Origin of the sequence: Psychrobacter sp. Ps7 (assembly GCF_022129225.1) — a bacterium.
Taxonomy (GTDB): Bacteria; Pseudomonadota; Gammaproteobacteria; order Pseudomonadales; family Moraxellaceae; genus Psychrobacter; species Psychrobacter immobilis_A.
The window spans coordinates 40,908-64,031 of record NZ_JADQAH010000012.1; the positions used below are offsets into that span (position 1 = coordinate 40,908).

At 40.8% G+C, this 23,124-nt stretch carries 21 protein-coding genes; 17 read left to right on the forward strand and 4 right to left on the reverse strand.

The features are described from left to right. Positions 1 to 76: 76 nt before the first annotated feature. The 5 genes from I3257_RS06195 (at position 77) to I3257_RS06215 (ending at position 4,807) form a co-directional block, all read left to right on the forward strand. Positions 77 to 817, forward strand: coding sequence for a DUF6270 domain-containing protein (locus I3257_RS06195; RefSeq protein ID WP_238049136.1), 741 nt, complete (start codon positions 77 to 79; stop codon positions 815 to 817). Positions 818 to 840: 23 nt separating this feature from the next. Then, entirely contained in the window at positions 841 to 1,758 is a 918-nt protein-coding gene (locus I3257_RS06200; RefSeq protein WP_238049137.1) for a Gfo/Idh/MocA family oxidoreductase, read from the forward strand. 19 nt (positions 1,759 to 1,777) lie between these two features. Then, positions 1,778 to 2,341, forward strand: coding sequence for a DapH/DapD/GlmU-related protein (locus I3257_RS06205; RefSeq protein WP_201501791.1), 564 nt, complete (start codon positions 1,778 to 1,780; stop codon positions 2,339 to 2,341). Then, a complete protein-coding gene (locus I3257_RS06210) occupies positions 2,331 to 3,455 on the forward strand; it encodes a DegT/DnrJ/EryC1/StrS family aminotransferase (protein ID WP_238049138.1) in 1,125 nt (374 codons plus the stop codon). Before I3257_RS06205 ends, I3257_RS06210 begins: the two co-directional genes overlap by 11 nt. Positions 3,456 to 3,577: 122 nt before the next feature. Next, a complete protein-coding gene (locus tag I3257_RS06215; RefSeq protein ID WP_238049139.1) occupies positions 3,578 to 4,807 on the forward strand; it encodes a hypothetical protein in 1,230 nt (409 codons plus the stop codon). Between the two features lie 138 nt (positions 4,808 to 4,945). Here the strand turns inward: I3257_RS06215 and I3257_RS06220 are convergent, their stop codons facing one another. Further along, positions 4,946 to 6,205 (reverse strand): nucleotide sugar dehydrogenase, encoded by a 1,260-nt coding sequence (locus I3257_RS06220; RefSeq protein ID WP_201580718.1) that lies wholly within the window; start codon positions 6,203 to 6,205, stop codon positions 4,946 to 4,948. Between the two features lie 48 nt (positions 6,206 to 6,253). Further along, positions 6,254 to 7,237, reverse strand: a complete 984-nt coding sequence (locus I3257_RS06225; RefSeq protein WP_238049140.1) for a hypothetical protein — start codon at positions 7,235 to 7,237, stop codon at positions 6,254 to 6,256. Between the two features lie 160 nt (positions 7,238 to 7,397). On the opposite strand from I3257_RS06225, the gene galE reads away from it, so the two are divergent. From galE to I3257_RS06245, 4 genes are read left to right on the forward strand one after another with little or no spacing between them, the layout of a single operon-like run. Then, the gene (gene galE, locus I3257_RS06230) at positions 7,398 to 8,429 is read left to right on the forward strand and encodes a UDP-glucose 4-epimerase GalE (protein ID WP_238049141.1); all 1,032 of its coding nucleotides are present in this window, start codon (positions 7,398 to 7,400) and stop codon (positions 8,427 to 8,429) included. Between the two features lie 53 nt (positions 8,430 to 8,482). Beyond that, positions 8,483 to 9,367, forward strand: a complete 885-nt coding sequence (locus I3257_RS06235; protein WP_238049142.1) for a UTP--glucose-1-phosphate uridylyltransferase — start codon at positions 8,483 to 8,485, stop codon at positions 9,365 to 9,367. Positions 9,368 to 9,370: 3 nt separating this feature from the next. Next, a complete protein-coding gene (gene pgi, locus I3257_RS06240; protein WP_238049143.1) occupies positions 9,371 to 11,038 on the forward strand; it encodes a glucose-6-phosphate isomerase in 1,668 nt (555 codons plus the stop codon). Positions 11,039 to 11,078: 40 nt separating this feature from the next. Continuing rightward, a complete protein-coding gene (locus I3257_RS06245) occupies positions 11,079 to 12,500 on the forward strand; it encodes a UDP-glucose/GDP-mannose dehydrogenase family protein (protein WP_193008451.1) in 1,422 nt (473 codons plus the stop codon). A gap of 99 nt (positions 12,501 to 12,599) precedes the next feature. Here I3257_RS06245 and I3257_RS06250 read toward each other — a convergent pair whose 3' ends face one another. Further along, positions 12,600 to 14,099, reverse strand: a complete 1,500-nt coding sequence (locus tag I3257_RS06250) for a phosphomannomutase CpsG (protein WP_238049144.1) — start codon at positions 14,097 to 14,099, stop codon at positions 12,600 to 12,602. Positions 14,100 to 14,230: 131 nt separating this feature from the next. Here I3257_RS06250 and mazG point away from each other — a divergent pair, with 131 nt between their 5' ends. The 8 genes from mazG to yjgA all read left to right on the forward strand — a co-directional run bounded on the left by mazG (position 14,231) and on the right by yjgA (position 21,994). Further along, positions 14,231 to 15,112, forward strand: a complete 882-nt coding sequence (mazG, locus tag I3257_RS06255; RefSeq protein ID WP_238049145.1) for a nucleoside triphosphate pyrophosphohydrolase — start codon at positions 14,231 to 14,233, stop codon at positions 15,110 to 15,112. A 71-nt stretch (positions 15,113 to 15,183) separates the two neighbouring features. Continuing rightward, the gene (locus I3257_RS06260; RefSeq protein WP_227679013.1) at positions 15,184 to 15,483 is read left to right on the forward strand and encodes a ComEA family DNA-binding protein; all 300 of its coding nucleotides are present in this window, start codon (positions 15,184 to 15,186) and stop codon (positions 15,481 to 15,483) included. Between the two features lie 166 nt (positions 15,484 to 15,649). Beyond that, a complete protein-coding gene (pcnB, locus tag I3257_RS06265; protein WP_238049146.1) occupies positions 15,650 to 17,929 on the forward strand; it encodes a polynucleotide adenylyltransferase PcnB in 2,280 nt (759 codons plus the stop codon). Then, the gene (gene folK, locus I3257_RS06270; protein ID WP_238049147.1) at positions 17,922 to 18,443 is read left to right on the forward strand and encodes a 2-amino-4-hydroxy-6-hydroxymethyldihydropteridine diphosphokinase; all 522 of its coding nucleotides are present in this window, start codon (positions 17,922 to 17,924) and stop codon (positions 18,441 to 18,443) included. Before pcnB ends, folK begins: the two co-directional genes overlap by 8 nt. Before the next feature lie 174 nt (positions 18,444 to 18,617). Beyond that, complete coding sequence (gene panB, locus I3257_RS06275; RefSeq protein WP_238049148.1) at positions 18,618 to 19,418, forward strand: 3-methyl-2-oxobutanoate hydroxymethyltransferase; 801 nt, start codon at positions 18,618 to 18,620, stop codon at positions 19,416 to 19,418. 40 nt (positions 19,419 to 19,458) lie between these two features. Continuing rightward, the gene (gene panC, locus I3257_RS06280) at positions 19,459 to 20,367 is read left to right on the forward strand and encodes a pantoate--beta-alanine ligase (protein ID WP_238049149.1); all 909 of its coding nucleotides are present in this window, start codon (positions 19,459 to 19,461) and stop codon (positions 20,365 to 20,367) included. Between the two features lie 42 nt (positions 20,368 to 20,409). After that, on the forward strand, positions 20,410 to 21,375 hold the full coding sequence (gene rapZ, locus I3257_RS06285; protein ID WP_238034384.1) for an RNase adapter RapZ: 966 nt from the start codon (positions 20,410 to 20,412) through the stop codon (positions 21,373 to 21,375). Between the two features lie 100 nt (positions 21,376 to 21,475). Then, the gene (gene yjgA, locus I3257_RS06290; RefSeq protein WP_045443152.1) at positions 21,476 to 21,994 is read left to right on the forward strand and encodes a ribosome biogenesis factor YjgA; all 519 of its coding nucleotides are present in this window, start codon (positions 21,476 to 21,478) and stop codon (positions 21,992 to 21,994) included. A 201-nt stretch (positions 21,995 to 22,195) separates the two neighbouring features. On the opposite strand, the gene I3257_RS06295 is transcribed toward yjgA, so the two are convergent. Further along, positions 22,196 to 22,816 carry a thiol:disulfide interchange protein DsbA/DsbL gene (locus I3257_RS06295; RefSeq protein WP_045443155.1) on the reverse strand — a complete coding sequence of 207 codons (621 nt, stop codon included), beginning with the start codon at positions 22,814 to 22,816 and terminating at the stop codon, positions 22,196 to 22,198. Positions 22,817 to 23,124: the final 308 nt, after the last annotated feature.

The window sequence follows — 23,124 nt, forward strand, 5'->3', positions numbered from 1 at the left end:
TTAAACTAGATTTTCTTGGTTTCATAGTTGCTAAAGCATCATATTGATATATGTTTATTTATCCGAGTTCTTATAAATGAAAAAAAATATTGTTATATTAGGAAGTTGTGGTACTAGAGATACTTTCAGAGTAATTGAAAATAGTATGTTTGAATTGCTTGAATATACAGCAAGAACATCATTTGCTAGTCAGTTTTCAGAACGTGGCACATTAATAAAAAAATCTCAATTAGATAATCTTTCCTCTGGGTTTCAGAAAAGAATGGTATTACGAGACTTTGAAAAGCGATACTTCAATACAATCGATAAAACTCACTTCGATTATCTAGTAATTGATTTTATTGATGAGAGATGTCGTCTTTTACAGCTTAATAGTAAAGAAGTTTTTACTTTTTCGAACGAGTTAAATCTAACTAAATTTATTTCTTCATTATCTAACAAAGGTAGGTTTATCTCTCCGAATACTGATATTTACTTTGAATTATGGAAAAAAGGATGGGATAATTTTATTAGACTATCCAAAGAATTAGGTGTTTTCGATAAGGTCATAGTAAATAAGTTGTATTGGGCTAAAAAAGATGAAAATGGTAATGAAATTTCTAATTACACACCTTATTCAAGTTTACTAATAGATACTACAAATAAATATCTATCTAAACTTTATGCACATTGTGCAAAGGATTTAAGCTCAAATAAATTTTTATCATATAATGATAAGGATTTTATAGCTAGTAGTTCTCATGTATGGGGACCTTCACCCTTCCACTATGTAGATAACTTTTATCACTTAACAGAGAATAAGTTATCAAACTTATAATATTTTCCTATTTGGAGTAAGACATGAGCAAGAAGTTTGCTTTAATTGGAGCCGCAGGTTATATAGCACCACGTCATATGAAGGCTATTAAAGAATTAGGCGGTACCTTAGTTGCAGCTTATGATAAATCCGATTCTGTAGGCGTTATTGATAGTATTTCACCTGATTCTGAATTTTTTACTGAGTTTGAACGTTTTTCTCATTATATATATCAGTTGCAAAGAAATGAGGATACAAAAGTAGACTATATATCTATATGCTCTCCCAATTATCTACACTTATCGCATATAACTCTTGCATTAAGAATGGGATGTGACGTCATATGTGAGAAGCCCTTAGTTTTACATAAAGCGGATCTTGAAGAAATACAGTTGGTAGAGCAAGAAACAGGAAAACGTCTTTATAATATTCTTCAGTTACGTTTACATGATGCTGTTATTTCTTTGAAATCTCAAATTGACCAAGAGTTGCTGGAAAATCCTGATAAGCAGTATGATTGCGAGATACAGTACATTACGTCTCGTGGTAAATGGTATCAAGAGAGCTGGAAAGGTGACATAAATAAATCGGGCGGTATAGCGACAAATATAGGTGTGCATTTCTTTGATCTTCTGTATCACCTATTTGGTGAGCCAATTATTAATGAGAATGATTTTCAAGGTTCGCACTCTTCAAAAGGTAAGTTGAAATTTAAAAATGCGAATGTAAACTGGTTTCTATCGGTCGATTCAGATGATTTACCTGAAGAAGTCAAAGGTAAGCAACCAACTTTCCGTGCGATACAGATTGGCGATGAGTTGGTAGAGTTCTCCAAAGGTTTCACTGATTTGCATACAATAAGTTATAAAGAAATACTTGAAGGAAGAGGTTTTGGTGGAAAAGAAGCTGTTTGTTGTATTGAAATGACAGAATCAATTAGAAATCAGTCAATGGTTTCTTAAATAAGCTATAGGCATACTTATGAGCAATACAATTCATCCCTCTGCTGTTATTAATGAAAACGTTATCTTAGGTGATAATGTATATATAGGCCCAAACTGTACTATCGGTTTCCCCGCTGAGTACAAAGAAGGGTTCGGTAAAAGTGTAGGTTATACTGTTAAGGTTGAAGATAATGTTGTTCTTACTGGTAATGTTACTATAGATGCAGGCTCTCGTAGAGATACTGTAATTGGGGAGGGCAGCTTTTTAATGAAAGCTGCTTATATAGCTCATGACGTAGTAATTGGCAAACGGTCTATAATCTCTGCGCATACTTGCTTAGGTGGGCACGTAGAAGTCGGAGACTTCGTTAATATAGGGATGGGTGCCATTGTACACCCTCGGCAGCGGATTGGTTCTCATGCCATGATTGGTATGGGAACGGTAGTAACGAAGAAGGCCAGAATCTTACCAGGCCGTATTTATGCAGGGAACCCATCTAAAGAAATAGGTATAAATAAGATAGGTTTAGAGCGAAATGAAATTAATGATTTAAAGCTTAGACAGCTAATTGATGACTTCGAGAGTAATAATGGAAATTAACTTTATAGATTTAGAGCGCCAACAGCAAAAAATTGAAAAAGGGGTCAATGAAGCTATATCTCGGGTATTGAGAGCTGGTCAATATATTATGGGTCAAGAATGCTTGGATTTAGAGCAGCAATTATCTGAATATACAGGTAGGAAATACTGTCTCTTATGTGCCAATGGCACGGATGCCATTCGTTTAGCTTTGATAGCGCTTAAAATTAAGAAAGGTGATTTAGTACTTACCACGGACTTCACATTTTTTGCAACTTCTGAGGTTATTGCAGAATTGGGTGCTATTCCTATATTTGTAGATATTGATGATACATACAATATTTGCCCTCTAGATTTAGAGAAAAAAATATTAACATTAAAGAATAGTAATAAAAATTTAGCTGGTATTCTGAGTGTTGATCTTTTTGGACTTCCTGCCAATCATAATGAAATTGATCGTTTGGCGAAAGAGCATGGATTATGGCATGTTGAAGATGCCGCTCAAGGTTTCGGAGGTAAGATAGATAATAATAGGGCGTGCAGTTTTGGAGACATAAGTACTACTAGCTTCTTCCCGGCGAAACCTTTAGGTTGTTACGGTGATGGAGGCGCTATATTTACCGATAATATAGATGTGGCAGAGCATATCAAGTCATTGCGAGTACATGGCAAAGGATCACACAAATACGAAAATGTTAATATTGGGTATAATAGTAGACTTGATACTATCCAAGCTGCCATTTTGCTCGAAAAGCTCAAGATATTTGATAAAGAAGTAGTTAAGAAGAATGAAATAGCAGCCATGTATACTTCTGCTTTAGAAGATGTTAAAGGCGTTATAGTGCCCAAGATTCCACCAGGCTATACTAGTAGTTGGGCGCAATACACTTTGAGAGTAGATAAAAGAGAAGAATTAATGACTTACCTTAAGAGTCAGGGTATTCCAACTACAGTATATTATCCTAAAACAATGAGTCAGACTAAAGCTCTAGCCTCATTCTTGAAGTATCAAATTGGTGAATTGAAAAATTCTACAAATTTTGCTAGTTCAGTACTCAGTCTTCCGATGCACGCTTATTTAACAGACGAAGAAGTTGGCTATATCTATAGTAAGATATCAAATTTTTATAATTGATAATGACCAAACGGTAGACAGTTTCCCTGAAAAGAAATTCGTAATGGATATTTTTTCTCGAGCTTTCTGTGCTAATTTTTACTATTCCATAGATTTCTAGAAGTGCTGTAGGTTGTATATTAATGCTGATTGAAAAAATAAATCTTCATGAGATTGCTCATCTCACTACAGAAAGGCCTGAAGCTCCTATAGTTGAAGATTTTTTTAACTATTTTTCCAATTTTAATTTAGAGCGTGTATTAATTGTCACAGATGAAGATGTAAGAACTGATATACGGGTTTTGAATCAACTAACAGCCCTACAACGAACAACTAAAAACATAACTATTTTAAAAGTAAAGCCAGATAATAATTATACAGATAGTCAAAAAAAGGATATGTTGAAAGCGTTACATTTGAAAACCTTGAAAAATATTATATATTTACCATGGTTTTTTATATTAGTTGTTATACATCATCCATTCTTAGCGTTTAGAAATAAAGCAAAGCAGGGAATATATAACGATCATAGTTATTCTCTAACGCAGAAAATTGATACTTCTAGTTATACTTGTGTGATTTGCAATAATTTAATATCGACAAGTAGTGTTGACTCCCATAGTGAAGTTGATTATATATACGATATCCATGAACTTGAGGTCTTTAGAAATCGAAACAAAGCTTCGATTCAGAGGTCTTTCTATATCTATCTTAAAGAGATGGAAGAGCTGCGTAAGCGGGAAAATATCATTACGATAAGTAAGTATATTGCTGACACTCTTTCTACTATGTATAATTTAAGAAGATCAAAAATAAAAGTTATTTATAATAAGAATTTTTTTAATACAAATATTTCCTTTGATTCCGAAAGTAAGAAAGATAAATATTTATTGATATACATAGGTAATGTATCAATAGACCGTGGATTAGACGATATTGCCAGACTGTCTTATAAATACGACATATTAATAATTGCATGTAATTACAATGAAGAAGCCATATCATATTTAGAGAACAATAGTAATCTCTACCGTCTTACGATTTTTAAAGGGATGGATTATCAATCTATATTGCTAAAAAAAATTAGGAAATATCAATATCCCTTCTTTTTAATTTTGATAAATCCCAACCATCCTAGCTATAGATATGCATTACCTAATAAATTTTTCCAAGCTCAAGCTGTCGAATGCCCTATTATAGTATATGATAAAACTTATTTAGGGAGCATTGTAAAAAAATATGGATGTGGTTTAATTTTTTCTGATATAACTCACATAGATTTTTTAAATAGTATAAGTAATATAGAATATGTGGCTATGCAACAAGCTATGAAAGTGAAAATAGCTGAAGCTATAGAAGATAAGAATCTATAGTCTAGATTTGACCTTTTACTATAGTAAGTTTGCATTTTGTGAGAAACGAGAAAGATACTGAACTTTAAAAACCATAACATTAATAAGAAAGTAAGGATAGTTTTAACTATCTTACTTTCCTACAGAGATATAACGTACTTATAAACGCCAGTCTGGATTTACTAATGCACCTTTAACATCGATAACTACTTTAGGCTTAGTGCAAAATCCATCTATTCTGTCATCTTCACCAACAAAATCTGAATGGTTAACAGCTACAATAACAGCGTCAAAACTATTCTCTTGAATATCTTCATAGTCGATATAATCAACATCTAGGCTATTCCAGTCTTCTTCAGTAACCCAAGGATCGGAATAAGTCATTCTTACCCCATATTTCTCAAGTTCAATACCAATATCTGTTACTTTGGTATTTCTGACATCTGGACAGTTTTCTTTAAAGGTAACACCTAAAAGTAAAATACGGGCATCTTTGATATTTTTCCCATATGAGATAAGCTTTTTGATGGTTTGTTCGGCAACGAATTTACTCATAGAGTTGTTGATTGCGCGAGAAGTCAAAATTAAATTGGGATTTAATCCTAAAGATGATGCTTTGTGTGCCAAGTAATAAGGATCTACGCCAATACAATGCCCACCTACTAAACCAGGCATAAGCTTGATAAAGTTCCATTTAGTAGCAGCAGCTTCTATGACTTCATGAGTGTCGATACCAACTTCGTTGAAAATAAGGGCCAATTCGTTTATCAAAGCAATATTGACATCACGCTGAGTGTTTTCAATAACTTTAGATGCTTCTGCGACTTTTATAGAGGAAGCCTTGAATGTGCCAGCAGTAATCACTGAGCTATATAATTCATCCACTATGTCTGTGTAGTAAGGGTTTGAACCTGAAGTGACTTTTAAGATGTTCTCTACTGTGCGCAGTTTATCGCCTGGATTAATACGTTCTGGAGAATAGCCTACGCCGAAATCGTCATTCAATATCAAACCAGATTTCTCTAGTTCAGGAATACAAACTTCTTCTGTAGCACCTGGATATACTGTTGATTCATAGATAACGATATCATCTCGCTTAATAATTTTACTTAACATCTGAGAAGCTTTAACCAATGGGGACAAATCTGGTAAGTTATTATCATCAATTGGTGTTGGTACGGTAATGATAAATACGTTTGCTGCGGTTAGGTCATTAGTGTCAGAAGTAAAAGTAAGACGAGAAGTGTTTTTGAGATATTCGCTAGTCACTTCTCTAGTTTTATCAATATTATTAGATAACTCGTTAATGCGTGTTTCATTTATATCAAAGCCTATAACGTCATATTTTTTTGCAAACGCACAAGCTAGTGGTAGACCTACGTAACCTAACCCTATAATGGCGATTTTTTTGGAATTCATCGAATGACCTTTTTGTATGAATTAATTAGATAAGAGTGTTTGGCTACTTTAGTGATAATTAAGATTGTAGGCATAATAGCAGATATAAAATAGCTGAGAAAGTAACGGTGTGTTTGATTTTATATCATCAGAGCATAAGCCGTAATAAAAAGGTCGCCCTAATACGGTGACCTTTTTGCCTCTTAACAACGCCTCAAATCCACCCAAAGACGTAATCGTATATACGTGATCGACTGTCTCTAACGCGTCGACCAAATGAATAGACTGGTTAAGGATTAGGCAATCTAGCTCAGTGAGTTCATCAACGATAGAGTGATCATCAAGCGTCATTGGATGTGGTTTGACTATAATTTGTGCATCAGGATTTTCTGCAATTGCCTGATTGACCACATCAAGCAATGTAATACCAATGCCGCCGCCGTACTTTAATGAATCATCATGCGGCACTTGACCTAATACCAAAATCCGCTTTTTATCTTTAACGCCATATATTGGTGCTATATCGACATAAGGCTGATGATTGTATTTGCTCACGCGATGTGACACATAATAATCAAGTATCTCTTGAGCCAATGTCTTATCATAGCCATCCTGTTCAAAATCAAAGTTTGCTATGAGGTCAGTTAAGTCATTTGGGCGAGTGGTATCGAAGTAGGGCGCTTGGCTATCCATTACAATAGACAATGGTGGAGCGCCTGATTCATCATCAGAGCCAGAACGAATGAATCCGTCTTCTAAAAAGAAAATATCTAGTTCTTGCTCGCGTATGTACTCAATAAAATAATCAGGTGCTTTATAACCCCAAATATAGATGACGGGATTCACGCGATTGATGAATGGTTTTAACCACAGCTCAAAATAGCGTTGATTGAAGTGCCGTTGTATTTGGATATGTGACGACTCTAATACCCAGTCACCGACCAAATCCTGCCATGGCAGCATACCAAGGACTAACGCCAAACGCTGTTTTGGCTGACGATTATGTTTATAATAACCTAATAGTAGCGGTCGGATGTAAGCGTTAAATTTCATAATATGTTGGCTGGCTTAGATTGATAGCGTAAGGGCAGATAGTCATGATTGGGGTATTTACGTTGGCAATGTTTCGTCGTTCCCAGTATAGTTGCATTTACGAGTAAAAACGAATACCTACTTCGAAAAATAATAGCTTTAAAAATAATGGGTCGATATTATGAAAAATAAAATATTAGTCACTGGCGGTGCTGGATATATAGGCTCTCATACATGTATCGCCTTGCATGAAGCTGGCTATGAGATTGTGGTTTATGATAATTTATCTAATAGTAGCCGTGAAGCAATCAATCGTGTCTCTATTCTCATTGGTCAGCCGATTGAGTTTATCGAAGGCGATATTCGTGATGCTGAGTCACTTAAACAAGTATTCTCAGCGCATCAGTTTTTTGGCGTGATTCACTTTGCAGGTCTAAAAGCGGTTGGTGAATCCGTTGCCAAGCCGCTGATGTATTATAACAATAATGTCAGTGGCACCATTACTTTACTAGAGATTATGGCTAAATTTAATGTCAAAAGCCTAGTGTTTTCTTCATCTGCCACTGTCTATGGTGATCCCGAATCGCTGCCTATTGACGAGAATTCACCGCGTTCTTGTACAAACCCTTATGGACAAAGTAAACTGACGGTCGAGCATATCTTAGAAGATCTTGCTGTATCCGACGACAGTTGGAACTTGATACCTCTTAGATACTTTAATCCAGTAGGGGCACATCTGTCAGGGCAGATTGGCGAAGACCCTAATGATATCCCAAATAATTTGATGCCTTATATCTCGCAAGTCGCTGTTGGTAAGCTTGAAAAACTCAGTATCTTTGGTAAAGACTATCCTACTTTAGATGGTACAGGGGTACGTGACTTTATCCATGTCACTGATCTGGCGCAAGGTCATGTCGCTGCGTTAAATTATTTAGAGCGTCAAGTGGCACCAGTAGGATTTTTACCGATTAACCTTGGCTCTGGCAAGGGTAGCTCAGTTTTAGAGTTGGTCACTGCTTTTGAGAATGTCACTGGGCAAAAAATTCCTTATCAATTTGCAGAACGCCGCGCAGGTGACATAGCCAGCTGCTACGCGAGTGCTGATAAAGCGAAAAACCTGTTAGAGTGGCAAGCAAAATTATCAATTACTAAGATGTGCCAAGATAGCTGGCGTTGGCAAAGTATGAATCCGAATGGCTATAATCTAGCTTAGTTTTTATAAAATATAATTTTTATCTTATTCTCTTTTAATACAGTTTAAACATTATGAAAAAAATCACCCACGCCGTTATCCCTGTCGCTGGCTTTGGCACCCGTATGCTACCGCTATCTAAATCCGTGCCAAAAGAGCTATTGCCACTTGGTAACCGTCCCGCTATTCACTATGTGGTTGAAGAGGCGATTGCTGCTGGTATTAAGCATATTGTCTTGGTTGGTCATGCACAAAAGAGCGCGATTGAAAACTACTTCGATATCAATGCTGAGTTGGACAATCAACTGCGCCAAAAAGGTAAAGATGAGCTAGCCGATAGCTTAAACTGGCTGCCAGACGATGTGACTGTATCGATGATACGCCAAGGCAAGGCATTAGGTTTGGGTCATGCGGTACTCGCGGCTCGTCCCATTATTGGTGAGCATGATTTTGCCGTATTATTGCCCGACGTTGTACTTGATCCTTTTACGGGCGATATGGCTGCTGATAACTTAGCCTTTATGATTGATGCTTTTGCTGAAGATAACCATTCACAGATATTGGTCGATAAAGTCGCTGATGAAGATGTGCATAAATATGGTATTGCCAAACTGCATGAAGCGTTTAGTGAGGAGAGCAGGGAAGATGGTGAAGCAGATAGTAATGCCAGCTTCAAAGTCGCAGGATTTGTAGAAAAGCCTAACTTAGCCGATGCTCCTTCTAAGTTAGCAGTCGTTGGTCGTTATGTCTTTAGCAATCACATTTTTGACTATCTGGCCAATACCAAAGCCTCGGTCGGTGGTGAAATTCAGCTGACCGATGCGATTGATGCGTTGATTAGTGAATACGGCGTGAATGTCACGACCATGCGCGGCGACAGCTATGATGCAGGCGATATGCGCTCATACATGCAAGCATTTATATATTTTGCCGAGCAGCAATTAGTAGAAGATGAATAGCTGATGGCTGAGATAAAGGGCAATAGCGCTTATAAAAGTGCTCGAAACTCTACATACTGGCAGCAGCTACAAATGCTAGCAAAGCAGCCATGGTCACTGGCAGCTTTGTTTGCACAAGATGACAGTCGTGCAACGCGCTTTAGCATGCAGGCTGGCGCGCTATATATGGACTATAGCAAGCAATGTATTGACGAGCAGGTACTGGCAAGTCTTTTGCAGTTAGCAGAAAGCTGTGAATTGTCCACAAGGATTGATGCACTTATGCAAGGTGCGATGGTCAATACTAGCGAGGAGCGTGCTGCCTTGCATACAGCACTACGATTGCCAGAGTCTGCCAAACTAGACGTTGATGGGCAAAATGTCGTCGCTGATGTGCATGATAGTCTATCGCAAGTAGCACGTTTATCTGAACGTGTCCGTAGTGGTACATGGCGCGGATTTTCTGGTCAAGCTATTACGGATGTGGTCAATATTGGCGTTGGTGGCTCTGATCTTGGCCCGCTTATGGCGACGACCGCGCTAGATGAGTGGGCAGATACCGACATTGAAGTACATTTCGTCTCTAATATGGACGGTACTCAGCTTGATAACTTGCTCAAGCACCTCAATCCTGAGACCACCTTGTTTATTATTTCATCTAAATCCTTTGGTACGGTTGATACGTTATCTAATGCTAAAACAGCATTATCATGGCTGCTTGCCACTGCCAAGCGGCGTGCAGGTACTGAAGACAGTGTGCTACGCCGCCATTTTATTGGTATCTCCGCTAACAGCGAAAAAATGAGTGCTTGGGGTATTCATCCTGAGCATCAGCTACAGCTTTGGGAATGGGTTGGTGGGCGTTTTTCTTTATGGTCGGCGATTGGATTGGCGATTGCCATTCGTATCGGCATGGCAGGGTTTAAAGCGTTATTAGCTGGTGCGCATAGTATGGATGAGCACTTTGCTCAGGCTGATTTTGCAGAAAACTTACCAGTATTGTTGGGTTTGCTTGCTGTTTGGAACAGTACCTTTTTACAAGTGAATGCTCATACCGTATTGCCCTATGATGGTCGTCTTAGCTATTTACCAAGCTACTTAACCCAGCTTGAGATGGAGAGTAATGGTAAATCGGTCACCCAACACGGTGATCATATTGATTATGATACCTGTCCAATTCTGTGGGGCGAGATTGGCTCCAATGCGCAGCATGCCTTTTATCAGTTGCTACATCAAGGCACACAGCAGGTGTCTTGTGACTTTATCGCTTGTGTGCGCCGCTATAGTGGTCAATCGCAAAACGCGCCATTACAGCAGCAGCATGAGCTGTCTTTGGCCAATTGTCTAGCACAGAGCCGAGTGCTGGCTTTTGGTAATGCCGCGCTCCAAGAGTCTGAGGTTCAAGTAGCTTCTGCCGCTGATAAATACAAATATTACCGTGGCAATCAGCCATCAACGACATTGCTAATCGATGAGCTGACGCCGCATAGTTTGGGAGCGCTGATTGCGCTTTATGAACATAAAGTCTATGTCATGGCCAGCATTTGGGATATTAACCCGTTTGATCAATGGGGCGTTGAGATGGGTAAGCAGATGGCAGAGTCCGTTCATGTTGCCATGCAGCAAGCAGGTGAGAGTCAGTTTGACAGCTCTACTAACCAGCTGTTAAAACATATTCAGCAGTTGTCTTGATCGTTTTGCTACTAAGTCAATAATCATTAAAGGTGAACGCATGAGCGCTGTTTCTATAAATGACAATACACCTAAATATACGCATGAATCTAAATCACAAAGCACTGCAAGCAAGCAAGTTTGTGTGCTTATTGGTCATAGCATTGAGGCCATTACTAGCGCCGTGGTGCTGGCAAGTCTCGGTCAGCGCGTGCATTTTTATGCAGATATTGAGCTATTGACGCAGCAAATACAACAATACGGCTTTGAGCATCATTTACAAGCACTGTGGCAGATGTACGAGCAGCAGCAGGTTATTATCAGTACAGCATTACCAGCTAGCGCTGACACGTTAATACAATATTATGAAACGACAAATTTTAGTGACAGTCGTCACATCAATGAGAGCAATGAGATTAGTAAGATTGACGACCAAAGCACCGTTGCGCTGTATTGGTTATTTTTAGACAGTATCAAGCCAGTATGGGCAGAAGCCAGCTGGATTACTGCCTTCAACCATAGTCATCAGCAATCGCTACCCGTGATTATAAGTGGCATTGAGAAACTAGGGGTGGTCTCAGCACTGGCGCAAAATTTGCAGCGCGCGTGGGTCTACTATGTGCCGTTTGTATTCTTGCAAGACGGTGATGCTTATAGCTCAATGTTAAATCCCTCACTGTGGTTGCTTGGTGAAAAAACAGCCAATAGTAGCCAGCATCTAGAAGTATTGAAGCCGTTAATGCAGCATGCGCGTGCCGCTCATCACGCTGATATCGCAACGATAGAGTTTGCCCGTAGCAGTATCATGGCGATGCTGGCGACGCGAGTGAGTTTTATGAATGAGATGTCACGCTTGGCGGACAGTCAACAGGTAGATATCAAGCAAGTCAGTCGTATCATGGGGCTAGACGCGCGGGTCGGCAGCAGTTATCTGCAAGCAGGCTGGGGCTTTGGTGGTAACACACTACCGACCGAGCTGGCTAAATTACAACAGTCCAGCCAAACGCACAGTTTAGAGATGCCGCTGTTGCAGTCAGTCATGCACATCAACGAAGATCAAAAAGAGCTGATATTCCGTAAATTCTGGCAATATTTTGATGGATTTATTGACAATAAAACGGTGATGATTTGGGGCGGTAGTTATAAATCAGGCTCAGGACGTACCGCAGGCTCAGCCATACATCCATTGCTAGCGTTATTATGGTCTTATAATATTCGTACTTTGGTTTATAGCGATAAAGCACAAGATGAACTTGCCATGCTTTATCAGCAGCAATCATTACTGCAATTGATTAATAATCCTTATCAGCAGCTAAGTGCCGCACAGGCGATTTTTATTATTAGTTGGTCGCCACAAGATCAACTAGATATTGCCAAGCTTAATCAACACGCGATGCCAGTATTTGATGCGCAAAATGCACTGACACGATTGCAGATCGATAGTCTGGTAGGCGACTATATGGGCATTGGTCGGTCTAAATAGCTTTATTTCAGTTTTTCTGTCATCAAAAAAGCTCGTTGATAATTATCAGCGAGCTTTTTTGATTTTTAGTCGAAATCACCCATATTAAATCGTATTCGTTTACGCTGGTACAGCACCTTGTGTCGCTAGCCACTGTTGAATCTCTTTAACTTTAATAGCTAACAATTCTTCATTGCCACGACTTTCAATGTTTAATCTAATAAGTGGCTCGGTATTTGAGGTACGCAGATTAAAGCGCCACTCGCCGAAGTTAAGACTTAAGCCATCAAGGGTTGATTTGGTCGGATTTTCGCTGCTAAATTTTTCCTCAATAGCGCTAATAATCGTTGGAGCATCATGAGTGGTGAGACGAAAATTAAGCTCGCCTGAACTTGGATATGCTTGAATATAGCCAGTAACCAATTCTGATAAAGTCTTACCAGTGACAGACAACAGCTCAATGGTTAATAACCAAGGGATCATGCCGCTATCGCAATAGAAAAAGTCACGGAAATAGTGGTGCGCAGACATCTCGCCGCCATAAACAGCGCCCGAGTCACGCATGACTTGCTTAATAAATGAATGTCCAGATTTACTGATGACAGCCTTACCGTTATGTTCCTTAATCACTGCTTCAGTATTGTAAATGACACGTGGATCGTAGACGATTGACTCATTCTGCCCTTGTTGTTGATGCTTATTCAAAAATGCTTGAGCGAGCATGCCGACGATGTAACTGCCATCAATAAATTCACCATGTTCATCGAATAAAAAGCAGCGGTCAAAGTCGCCATCAAAGGCAATGCCAAGGTCGGCCTTATTTTCCAAAACAGCTTGTTGAGTCGCCACTCTATTGGCTTCAATCATAGGATTGGGGATGCCATTGGGGAAGCTACCATCTGGTGTATGGTGCAGTTTAATCACTTCAATTGGCGCACCAGCTTGTGCAAGCTTTGCAATCAACAAGTCAACCACAGGCCCTGCACTGCCATTGCCTGAGTTAATCACTAATTTGAGGGGTTTGAGCTTATCGGTATCAATAAAAGTCATGACATGATTGATATAAGCGCTTTTATCAGTTAATAACTGCAAGGCTCCTGATCGGTTTTTAGTAATAAATTGCCCAGACTCTGCCAATGCTTGAATCTCTGCCAAACCATCATCGCCACTGATCGGCTTTGAATGTTCCTTAACCAATTTTAAGCCATTATAGTTAATAGGATTATGGCTGGCTGTGACCTCAATACCACCCAATGCCTGATAATAACTGGTGGCAAAATAGACCTCTTCTGTACCGCTCATGCCCAAGTCAATCACATCGACACCAGCATCTACAATACCAGCGATGGTCGCTTGTTTTAACTGCTCGCTTGAATGACGAATGTCACTACCAATAACGATGGCAGGTTTTAGATTTACCATATCATTGTCATGAGCCTCAACCGCCGTACCATAATGCTGAAATAAAATCTGTGCAAAAGCACGACCAATACGGTAAGCAATGGCTTCGTTTAGATTTACCCCAAGCTCGCCGCGAATATCATAAGCTTTAAATGAATCAATAATAATGGGATTAAATGCAGTTTCTGGCTGATAATGAATGGTCGCAGACGTAGACATAATGATAAAATTCCTTGCGCGTGTGCAGTGGTAAAATAATAAAATAGATAGCACGATTATAAGCCAATCAAGGTTCAATGATACACTAACTGCTAAATTGAACGATAAGCAAAAATATAAGAGCCTCCCTTATGAATACTCTCGACAATAAAATAGTAGCGCCTACGCCAGCACAAGGAACGCCAACTGCTAGTGGTGAATTAGACGGTTTATTGGCTTTGATGGCGCGGCTACGTGTTGACTGTCCGTGGGATAAAAAGCAAACCAATCACAGCCTAATTCCCTATGCGATCGAAGAGGCTTATGAGCTAGGCGAGGCGGTACAAAGTAATGACGATGAGGATATCAAAGGCGAGCTTGGTGATGTGCTACTGCAAGTGGTGTTTCATTGTCAGATGTATGCGGAGCAAGGTCGTTTTGGCATGAGCGATGTTATCACCACTTTACAAGAAAAGCTCATTCGTCGTCATCCACATGTGTTTGAGGCTGAAACCCTTGAAGATGACACGGCGGTAAAAGCTCGTTGGGATGAGATTAAAGCAGAGGAGCAGCAAGCGCGCGCGGCACGAGGCAAACCAAAACGTCGTTTAGACAATACCAAAGCGGGCAGTGCGCTCATGCAAGCGCAAGATGTGCAAAAACAGGCGTCAAAGTTAGGGTTTGACTGGGAGGGCGTTAGCGGTGCTTTTGATAAGCTAGATGAAGAGGTTGCCGAGTTAAAGGCTGAATTGATAGATAAATCAAAAGATGCTGCTGAATATGACATAAGCAAAGCCAATATTAGCGATATTGAAAAAGAGCTGGGTGATTGTATGTTTGCGCTCGTCAATGTCGCCCGTAAACTCAATCTTGATGCAGAAGCAGCCACTTTAACGTGTGTGCATAAATTTAAATCACGTTTTGGTTATATTGAAGCGCAGTTAGCCGCGGCTGGTAAGTGTTTAGAAGACAGCGATATAACAGAGATGGATGCACTGTGGGAAGCGGCGAAACAACATGAACGATCGTCATGAACGCTTATCATAAGACCTCGTTTGTTAGCTTGATCAATATGGCTGTTTTCAGTCTAATATTGGCGGTTTTTATGTTGAACAGTGTTCAAGCTGCGCCTTGTTTTGATAATCCTCAAAGGGCTTATGAATATCTATTGGCGCAAGAAAGTGCCAAAATACAGGTACGTGACCAAGCCACTGTAAATATCAATCGTGCTAGTGAAGGCGAGCTCGTTTCATTAAACGGTATCGGCAGCAGCAAAGCCCAAGCGATTATTTTATATCGTGAGATGTTTGGTGATTTTAAGACAGTGGATGAGTTAGCAAAGGTCAAAGGTATTGGTGCAAAAACGGTTGAGAAAAATCGAGGACGTTTACGCGTACAAGATTAAGGGCAGTATTTTGCTTTAATTAACCCCAATATTGACAAAATAGCACGTAAGTATCAGTCATAACACACCTACTAGGCGCAAAATTTGTTAAACTAGCAGGTACATCCGCCTGATAAACGCTGTGTTCATCAGGGGTGGTTAAAGAATACCGGCGAGGAGTAGATGCATGGCCGAGCGTGCCGCCAAGCAGTTAGAACTGAATAAATCTGAATTACCCAATTCCATTACTGAAGTGATTGCCACCTTAAACCGAGCTGGGTTTGATGCCTATATCGTCGGTGGCGGCGTGCGTGATACCTTATTGGGTTTACGTCCAAAAGACTTTGACGCTGTCACCGATGCCAAGCCGCATGAGATCAAAGATGTCTTTGGAAAGCGCTGCCGCATTATCGGTCGCCGCTTTCAGTTGGCGCACGTGTATTCAGGCCGTGAGTTGATTGAGGTTGCTACCTTCCGTGGTCCACCAACCAATGATGCTAATACCAATCAAGACGGTATGATCCTGCGTGATAATGTTTGGGGTGATATCAAACAAGACTTCTCTCGTCGCGATTTCTCTATTAATGCGCTTTATTATCAACCGCTTAAAGGTGTGGTTCATGATTTTTGCGGTGCGCTTGACGACATTGATAATAAAATCATTCGTCTGCTCGGCCATGCGCCAGTGCGTATCGAAGAAGATCCAGTACGTTTGTTGCGTGCTTTACGTTTCAAAGCCAAGCTCGGTTTTGAGTTTGATGACGAGTTAGCCGATCAGTTTCATGATGGCAATTGGGCATTGCTTGAGCAAATATCACCGCATCGTCTCTATGATGAAACCCAAAAAATGTTTACTGGTGGTTATCTGGTGCCATTATTGCCGCTATTGTTTGAGTCGGGCGCGATTGATAGCTTAATCATCTACCCACCATCTGAGCCAAGTGCACTGGTCAATCAAGTCGCTATTAATACCGACAAACGTATTGCTGCGGGCAAAAGTATCAATCCGGCGTTCTTTTATGCTGCGCTATTATGGGAAAACTATCTGCATCAGTTGGCAAAAGCCAAGAAGCGCAATATGCCGTTTGCTGAAGCGCAAATGCACGCCGCTGGTAAAGTGATTGATCGTCAACGTATCAAGACCGCGATTCCTAAATTTGCAGAGCAGTTTATCCGTGATATCTGGATATTGCAGCCAAGACTTGCAGCCCCGCGTAGCAAACAAATCGTCCAACTCTCTGAGCATCCACGTTTTCGCGCAGGTTTTGACTTTTTATTATTGCGTGAGCAATGCGGTGATGCTGAGCATCCGTTATCAGAGTCGACCAATGGTATGGGCGATTGGTGGCAGACGTATCAGACATTGTCTGAACGAGAGCAGCAGCAAGCCATTGATGGTTTTGATGAAAATATTCGTCGCGGTGCCTATAAAAAAGGGCAACAAGCGCAGCGTGGTCGTGGGCGTAATCGTCAAAATTCAGAGTCAAATAGCATCGATCACTCAATATCTCATCAAAAAAATACCAAGCACAGCAAAGCCAATGATACTGCTGAGCAGGGTAGGAATGATCAGAATATGGTAAATGACCCGTCAAATATTCCAGCACGCCGTCGCCGCGCTGCCAGTCAATCAGACTCTGTTAAGCAATCTGGTGGCAGTAACAACAAGCACTATGAATCGCAGCAAGTAAGTCAAGATAGTCATGAGCTTGCTCAGTTACGACTGCTATCTCTTGCCAATAGCAGCAACCAAGCGGCAAATAAACGCCATCATTCCAAGCCTGTACCACTTTTTGTAATCGAGCATGAAAAAGTCGTGCCGCCATTACAGAAGCAGCTATCAAATCGTGATAAGCCTGATAGTCGTCAAGAGACGGCGCAGAAAAAACCTGCCCATAAGAGTGTATTGGCTGAGAAAGCGCTAAAAAATCAGGATGCCAGTTCTGATGCCAATTCTTATAGTAGTAAGGCTGATAGTAAACCTGATCGCTCAAATCAAGCTCAGCAGCCAAAAGCAACACAGTCAGAGGTTATGCCTTCATCTGTGGCTCGTTCGGTAGCAAGATCGCCTGCGCTTGTCAGTATGAATAACGAGCCGATACCGCATAAGCGTCGCCGTCGTCAGCCGAGTGTAGATAGTATAAATCTTGCTAGTAATACAGAGACGCAAGTAACGACTAACAACGACGTTAAAGCTGCAGCAAAGTATGCAAAAAAAGCACCTAAGCCAGCAGCCAAGCCTACTGATAAAACAGATGTTCCGGCTAAAAAAACGGTTGAGCGCAAAAAAGTGGCGAAGGTTACGACACCTGCAAGCGCTAAAAAACCAGCCAGAACGACAGAAGCAAATTCTGCTAAAACCAGCCAAGCTGCTAACGGCAATGTTGGTATGAGTAGTGTGAATGACAATAAAGGCCCTATCCCATCGAAACGTCGCCGTCGCCAGCCTAGTAATGACAATGTCTAATATTACTGACGATGCGGGCAACGCGAATTGGGTAACCTGCTACGTAGGTTTGGGTAGCAATTTGTCTAACGACTTGGGTTCACCAGTAGAACATTTGCAGCAGGCAATCGCAGCGATGCAAGAGCATAAGCAAATACGTGCGGTTCGTGTTTCTTCGTTTTATGCTTCAGCGCCTATGGGGCCGCAAGATCAGCCTGATTTTGTTAATGCCGTCGCTGAGTTTGAGACGATATTGCCGCCTTTTGAGTTGCTTGCTTACTGTCAACAGTTAGAAAAAGAGGCTAAGCGTGCACGAATACGGCGTTGGGGTGAGCGTAGTTTGGATGTCGATATTTTGTTATACGGTGAGGCGCAAATCACTGAGCCACAATTAACCGTACCGCACGCTGGATTGTTTGAGCGTAATTTTGTCTTATTACCACTGCGAGAGTTAGCTCCAGCGCTTATCATTGCTAGCAAGTCGATAGATGACTATCCGCCTAGCAAAGATTGGACAGGCTTAAAATTACTGTAGCCAATCTACTATAAAAGAGTGAAAACGCTTACCTCTTTTAAGGTGAATCACCTATACCAAACGATTGCTAAAAATTTTGATCACAATCAGAATAATAGCTAAAGGTACTAAAGGTACTAAAGGTACTAAAGGTACTAAAGGTACTAAAGGTACTAAAGGTTAATCGAGGATCATATGACGACGTTATCTACTTTAAAAAAATTTAAAAAAGACGGCACCAAGTTCACTTGCTTAACGTGCTATGACTCGATGTTTGCACGCATGATGGAAAAAGCAGAGATTGATACGATTTTAATCGGTGACAGTTTGGGCATGGTGGTGCAAGGTCATGACTCAACGTTACCTGTTACGGTCGATGATATGGCTTACCATACGGCCAATATTGCCCGTAGCAATAAACACGCGCTGATTTTGGCTGACCTACCATTTATGAGCTATGTCACCCTACCAGAAGCGGTTGCCAATAGTCGCCAGCTGATGCAGTCGGGCGCGCATGTGATTAAGATTGAAGGCGGTAGTGAGCTTTGCGATTTAATCACGACTTTGGCGCAAGCAGGGACGCCTACTTGTGTGCATTTAGGATTAACACCGCAATCAGTCAATGTGTTTGGTGGTTATAAAATCCAAGGTCGTGGTGACGAAGCGGCTGATAAATTGCTTGCTGATGCGAAAGCAGTCGTTGCGGCAGGTGCTGCGCTGCTAGTGTTAGAGTGCGTACCTGCTGAGCTTGCAAAAGCAGTGACGGAAGCCGTTGCAGTGCCAGTTATTGGGATTGGTGCTGGTGCAGATACGGATGGTCAAGTGTTGGTCATGCATGACATGCTAGGTATGACGCACGGCCGTGTCCCGCGCTTTATTCATGACTTTTTGACCGATGAACGTAATAGCGCGCGCAGTATCGAAGGCGCATTTGCCCTTTACCAACAGTCAGTACGTGAAGGCAGTTTCCCAACCGAACAGCATCAATTCAATTAATAGTTAGTTTTTACGATTATCAGTAGAAGAATAGTTAACCATGCCAATCATTCATCATCATATCTCCGCATTGCGTACGGCTTTACAGTCTTATCGTGGACAAAAAAATGACAATCAAGATGGCCCACAGCGCATCGCTTTAGTGCCAACGATGGGCAATCTGCATGCCGGTCATCTTGAATTAGTAAAAATAGCCAAGCAACATGCTGATATCGTGGTGGTTAGTATTTTTGTCAACCCTACTCAATTTGGCGCGGGAGAGGACTTTGATAGTTATCCTCGCACGCTTGATGAGGATGTCGCTAAGCTAGCAACGGTCGATACTGATTATGTGTTTGCGCCCAGTATTGAAGAGATGTACCCAGTCTTACCGCCACCGACCTCCGTTCTCGCGGGAGCTATTACCACTCAATTATGTGGTCAATCACGCCCTGGGCATTTTGACGGTGTTGGTATTGTCGTCTCTAAACTGTTCAATATCGTACAACCGGATATGGCTGTTTTTGGACAAAAAGACTATCAACAATTAGCGATTATTAAGCAATTGGTACGTGATTTAAGTTATCCCATTGAAATTATAGGGGCACCTATTGTCCGCGCTGCAGATGGTTTGGCGCTCTCATCGCGTAACCAATATTTAAGTGCCACTGAACGTGAGGTAGCACCTGTTATCCATCAAGCGCTACAATATTTGGCAAAGCAGTTAGAAAAAGGCGAACAGAGCCAACAAGTTGTTCAGTTGTTGCTAGCAGAAACGCATCAGCATATTACGGATGCTGGCTTCATTATTGATTATTTAGACATTAAAACCGATACGCTAGAGTCACTCACTAATGATACTGTAACTTTTAATGTAGAAAATAAGAGTTTGATGATTTTAGTCGCTGCTTGGCTGGGACGTGCACGTTTGTTAGACAATCAATTGGTGACGGTGGATCAATCGTTGTGACATAGTAATTTGCAGGATGCAATGGACTAGAATGGGTGAATCATGGATGTGAGTCAGGGTGAAAATAACAGTCAATCTGAGCAGGCAGCGTGTAAAATAGCAACCGATAAGCTCAGTATCCTAGTGGTATCAGGGCGTTCAGGCTCAGGTAAAACCTCAGTATTAAATATCTTAGAAGATTTAGGATATTATTCTATTGATAACCTACCGTTATCCTTATTGCCGGATGCTGCGCATAAACTGGTCAATGAAAGTGGGATTCGTCGTATTGCGCTTGGCGTTGATATTCGAACACCGCGAGCGGATCTATCCAAGTTTGCAGAGATGCATGCATCCCTAAAAAAAACATACGGGGCGCATGCGGTCAAAGTGGTGTATGTGACCGCGCAAGAAAGTACTTTGATAGCACGTTTTAATGCGACACGCCGCGTACATCCGCTGATGTCACAGGATATCGATAGTGATAATGCCAAGCATATTGCTTTTAATCTACCTGCCGCGATTAAAAAAGAAGTGGAGCTGTTAGAGCCTATCGCAGGTCATGCCGATATCAGAATTGATACCAGCAATTTGAATATTCATCAATTGAAAGACAGCTTGCGTGAACATGTCGGCGTGGACAATCAGATTGTGATTAATCTGCTGTCTTTTGGCTTTAAATATGGCAGTCCTATTGATGCAGATTTTGTCTTTGATGTGAGAATTTTGCCGAATCCGCATTGGAATCCTGAATTGCGTACTTCGACAGGTCTAGACACGGAAGTTGCCGCATTTTTTGCCGACTATCCAGAAGTGGCTGAGATGACTGATGATATAGATAAGTTTTTAACCCGTTGGTTACCCGAATTTTTACACAATAACCGCCATACAGTGACAGTGGCTATTGGCTGTACTGGTGGTAAGCATCGTTCAGTATTCATCACCGATAATTTACAACGTCGTCTTGCCGATGTTATGCCGCAAAGTATAAAAGTGCTGGCGAAACATCGTGAAAAAAATCGTTGGTAGTTATTGGTAAACACTGGGGCATATCTTCATTTTTATTACTATTTCTAAAATGAGGACATGTCCCTGTTAATTTTATTATTTATTATTTTGGAAAGCTTTTATGATTGACTGGAAAGAACAGGATATGCGCGTCTCGCGCACTGAACTCAAAAAAGCCCATGAGCGCTTGCAGAAGTTGTCGATACCACTTGCCAGCTTATCGAAAAAGCAACTCAAAAATCTGCCAGCCAGTGACTATTTTATGGCAGAACTCATGGCATTGGCCGATATCACCAGCGCTAATGCTCGTATTCGCCAAACCAAGCGCGTTGGTAAGCTGATTAGTGAAGAAAACCGCCACGAATTGGTAAAAGCATTATTTGATGCGTTTTTCCCTAAAGAACAAGTCTCAAAAATAGAAAGTTGGTTTGAGCGTTTAAATATTAATGATGAAGGGACGCTTAAGCAGTTCGTTAAACAATACCAAGCATCTGAACAAAATAGTATGTATCAATTACTGTTATGGATTGAGTACGCCAAGCATACCCAAGATGATGAGCTGATGGCAGAGTCTAAAGCGGATTTAGCCAGTTATATTCGTGAAGTCACTATTTTGTCGCAATTGAAAAAAGAAAAATAATAAGATGATAGCGGCTAAATAACTTTGACCACTATTTATACAATATCTCCACTTATAAATTAATGTAGTCTGCAAATGCAAAAAGCCAATCATCAAGTGATTGGCTTTTTTATGGGTAAGAGCATTTAGCTACAAATGACACTTGTAGATAAATGCTAGTCCCTAATTTATAACGGTACCTAATTTATATTAGTACTTAACTTATTTCTTTTCAGCACGCACTTTGTCAACCAAATAGTCAACGACTTTAGGTACAGTGGCACTTTCACCAGTGACAACGTATTTGCCTTGCACGACGACTGCTGGCACACCAGAGAGCTGATAACGCTTAGCGCCTGCTTGTGAACGACCAATTTTCGTACCAACGGCGAATGAATTATAAAGGCTATTGAATTTCTTCTCATTAACGCCTTTCGATGCATACCATTTGCTTAATGATGATTGGTCAAAGATTTTCTTACCATCTTTGTGAATGGCATCAAATAGCGCGTCATGAGTCTTGTCTTCAAACCCTAGCAGCTGAGCGGCATAGAAACCACGAGCGTTGGCTTCCCAGACAGGGTTAAGCGCTGCTGGCGTTTTGAAAAAGGCAACGTCTTTGTCTTTGTTTTTAGCCCATTTTTCCATGTGCGGGTTAAGAACGTTACAATGCGGGCAACCATACCAAAAAAACTCACGAACAATGATAGCATCACCGCTGATTTTTTCTGGATTGTCTAGCACGCGATAGTCTTTTCCGGCGACATAGTCGGCAGCTTGTGCGCCCATAGTGGCAAGTCCAATGGCCATGGCCAGACCAGTCAGTGTGATGACACGTTTCATACTTTATCCTTGAGGTGTGAAAACTTAGGGTTTGTTGAGATGTTTTAGTATCGTATGGTTTTGGGTATAGCGCACAGGTTTTTAAAGTGCCCAAACGAGACAGCGTCGAGTATAATCGAACTATAGTGACGTATCGACTATAATAACGTAAAACATGGTCGCTTGTGAATCCGATTCTTAACTAATGGTTGTAAAGCTGTGAGCCATTATTTAAGGCTTATTTCACCGCATTTTTTGGAATTTTTTTAGCGTTTTATTATTTAGGTTTTGGGCTGTTTGAGGCATCTATCCTCTAAAAAAACGGTACA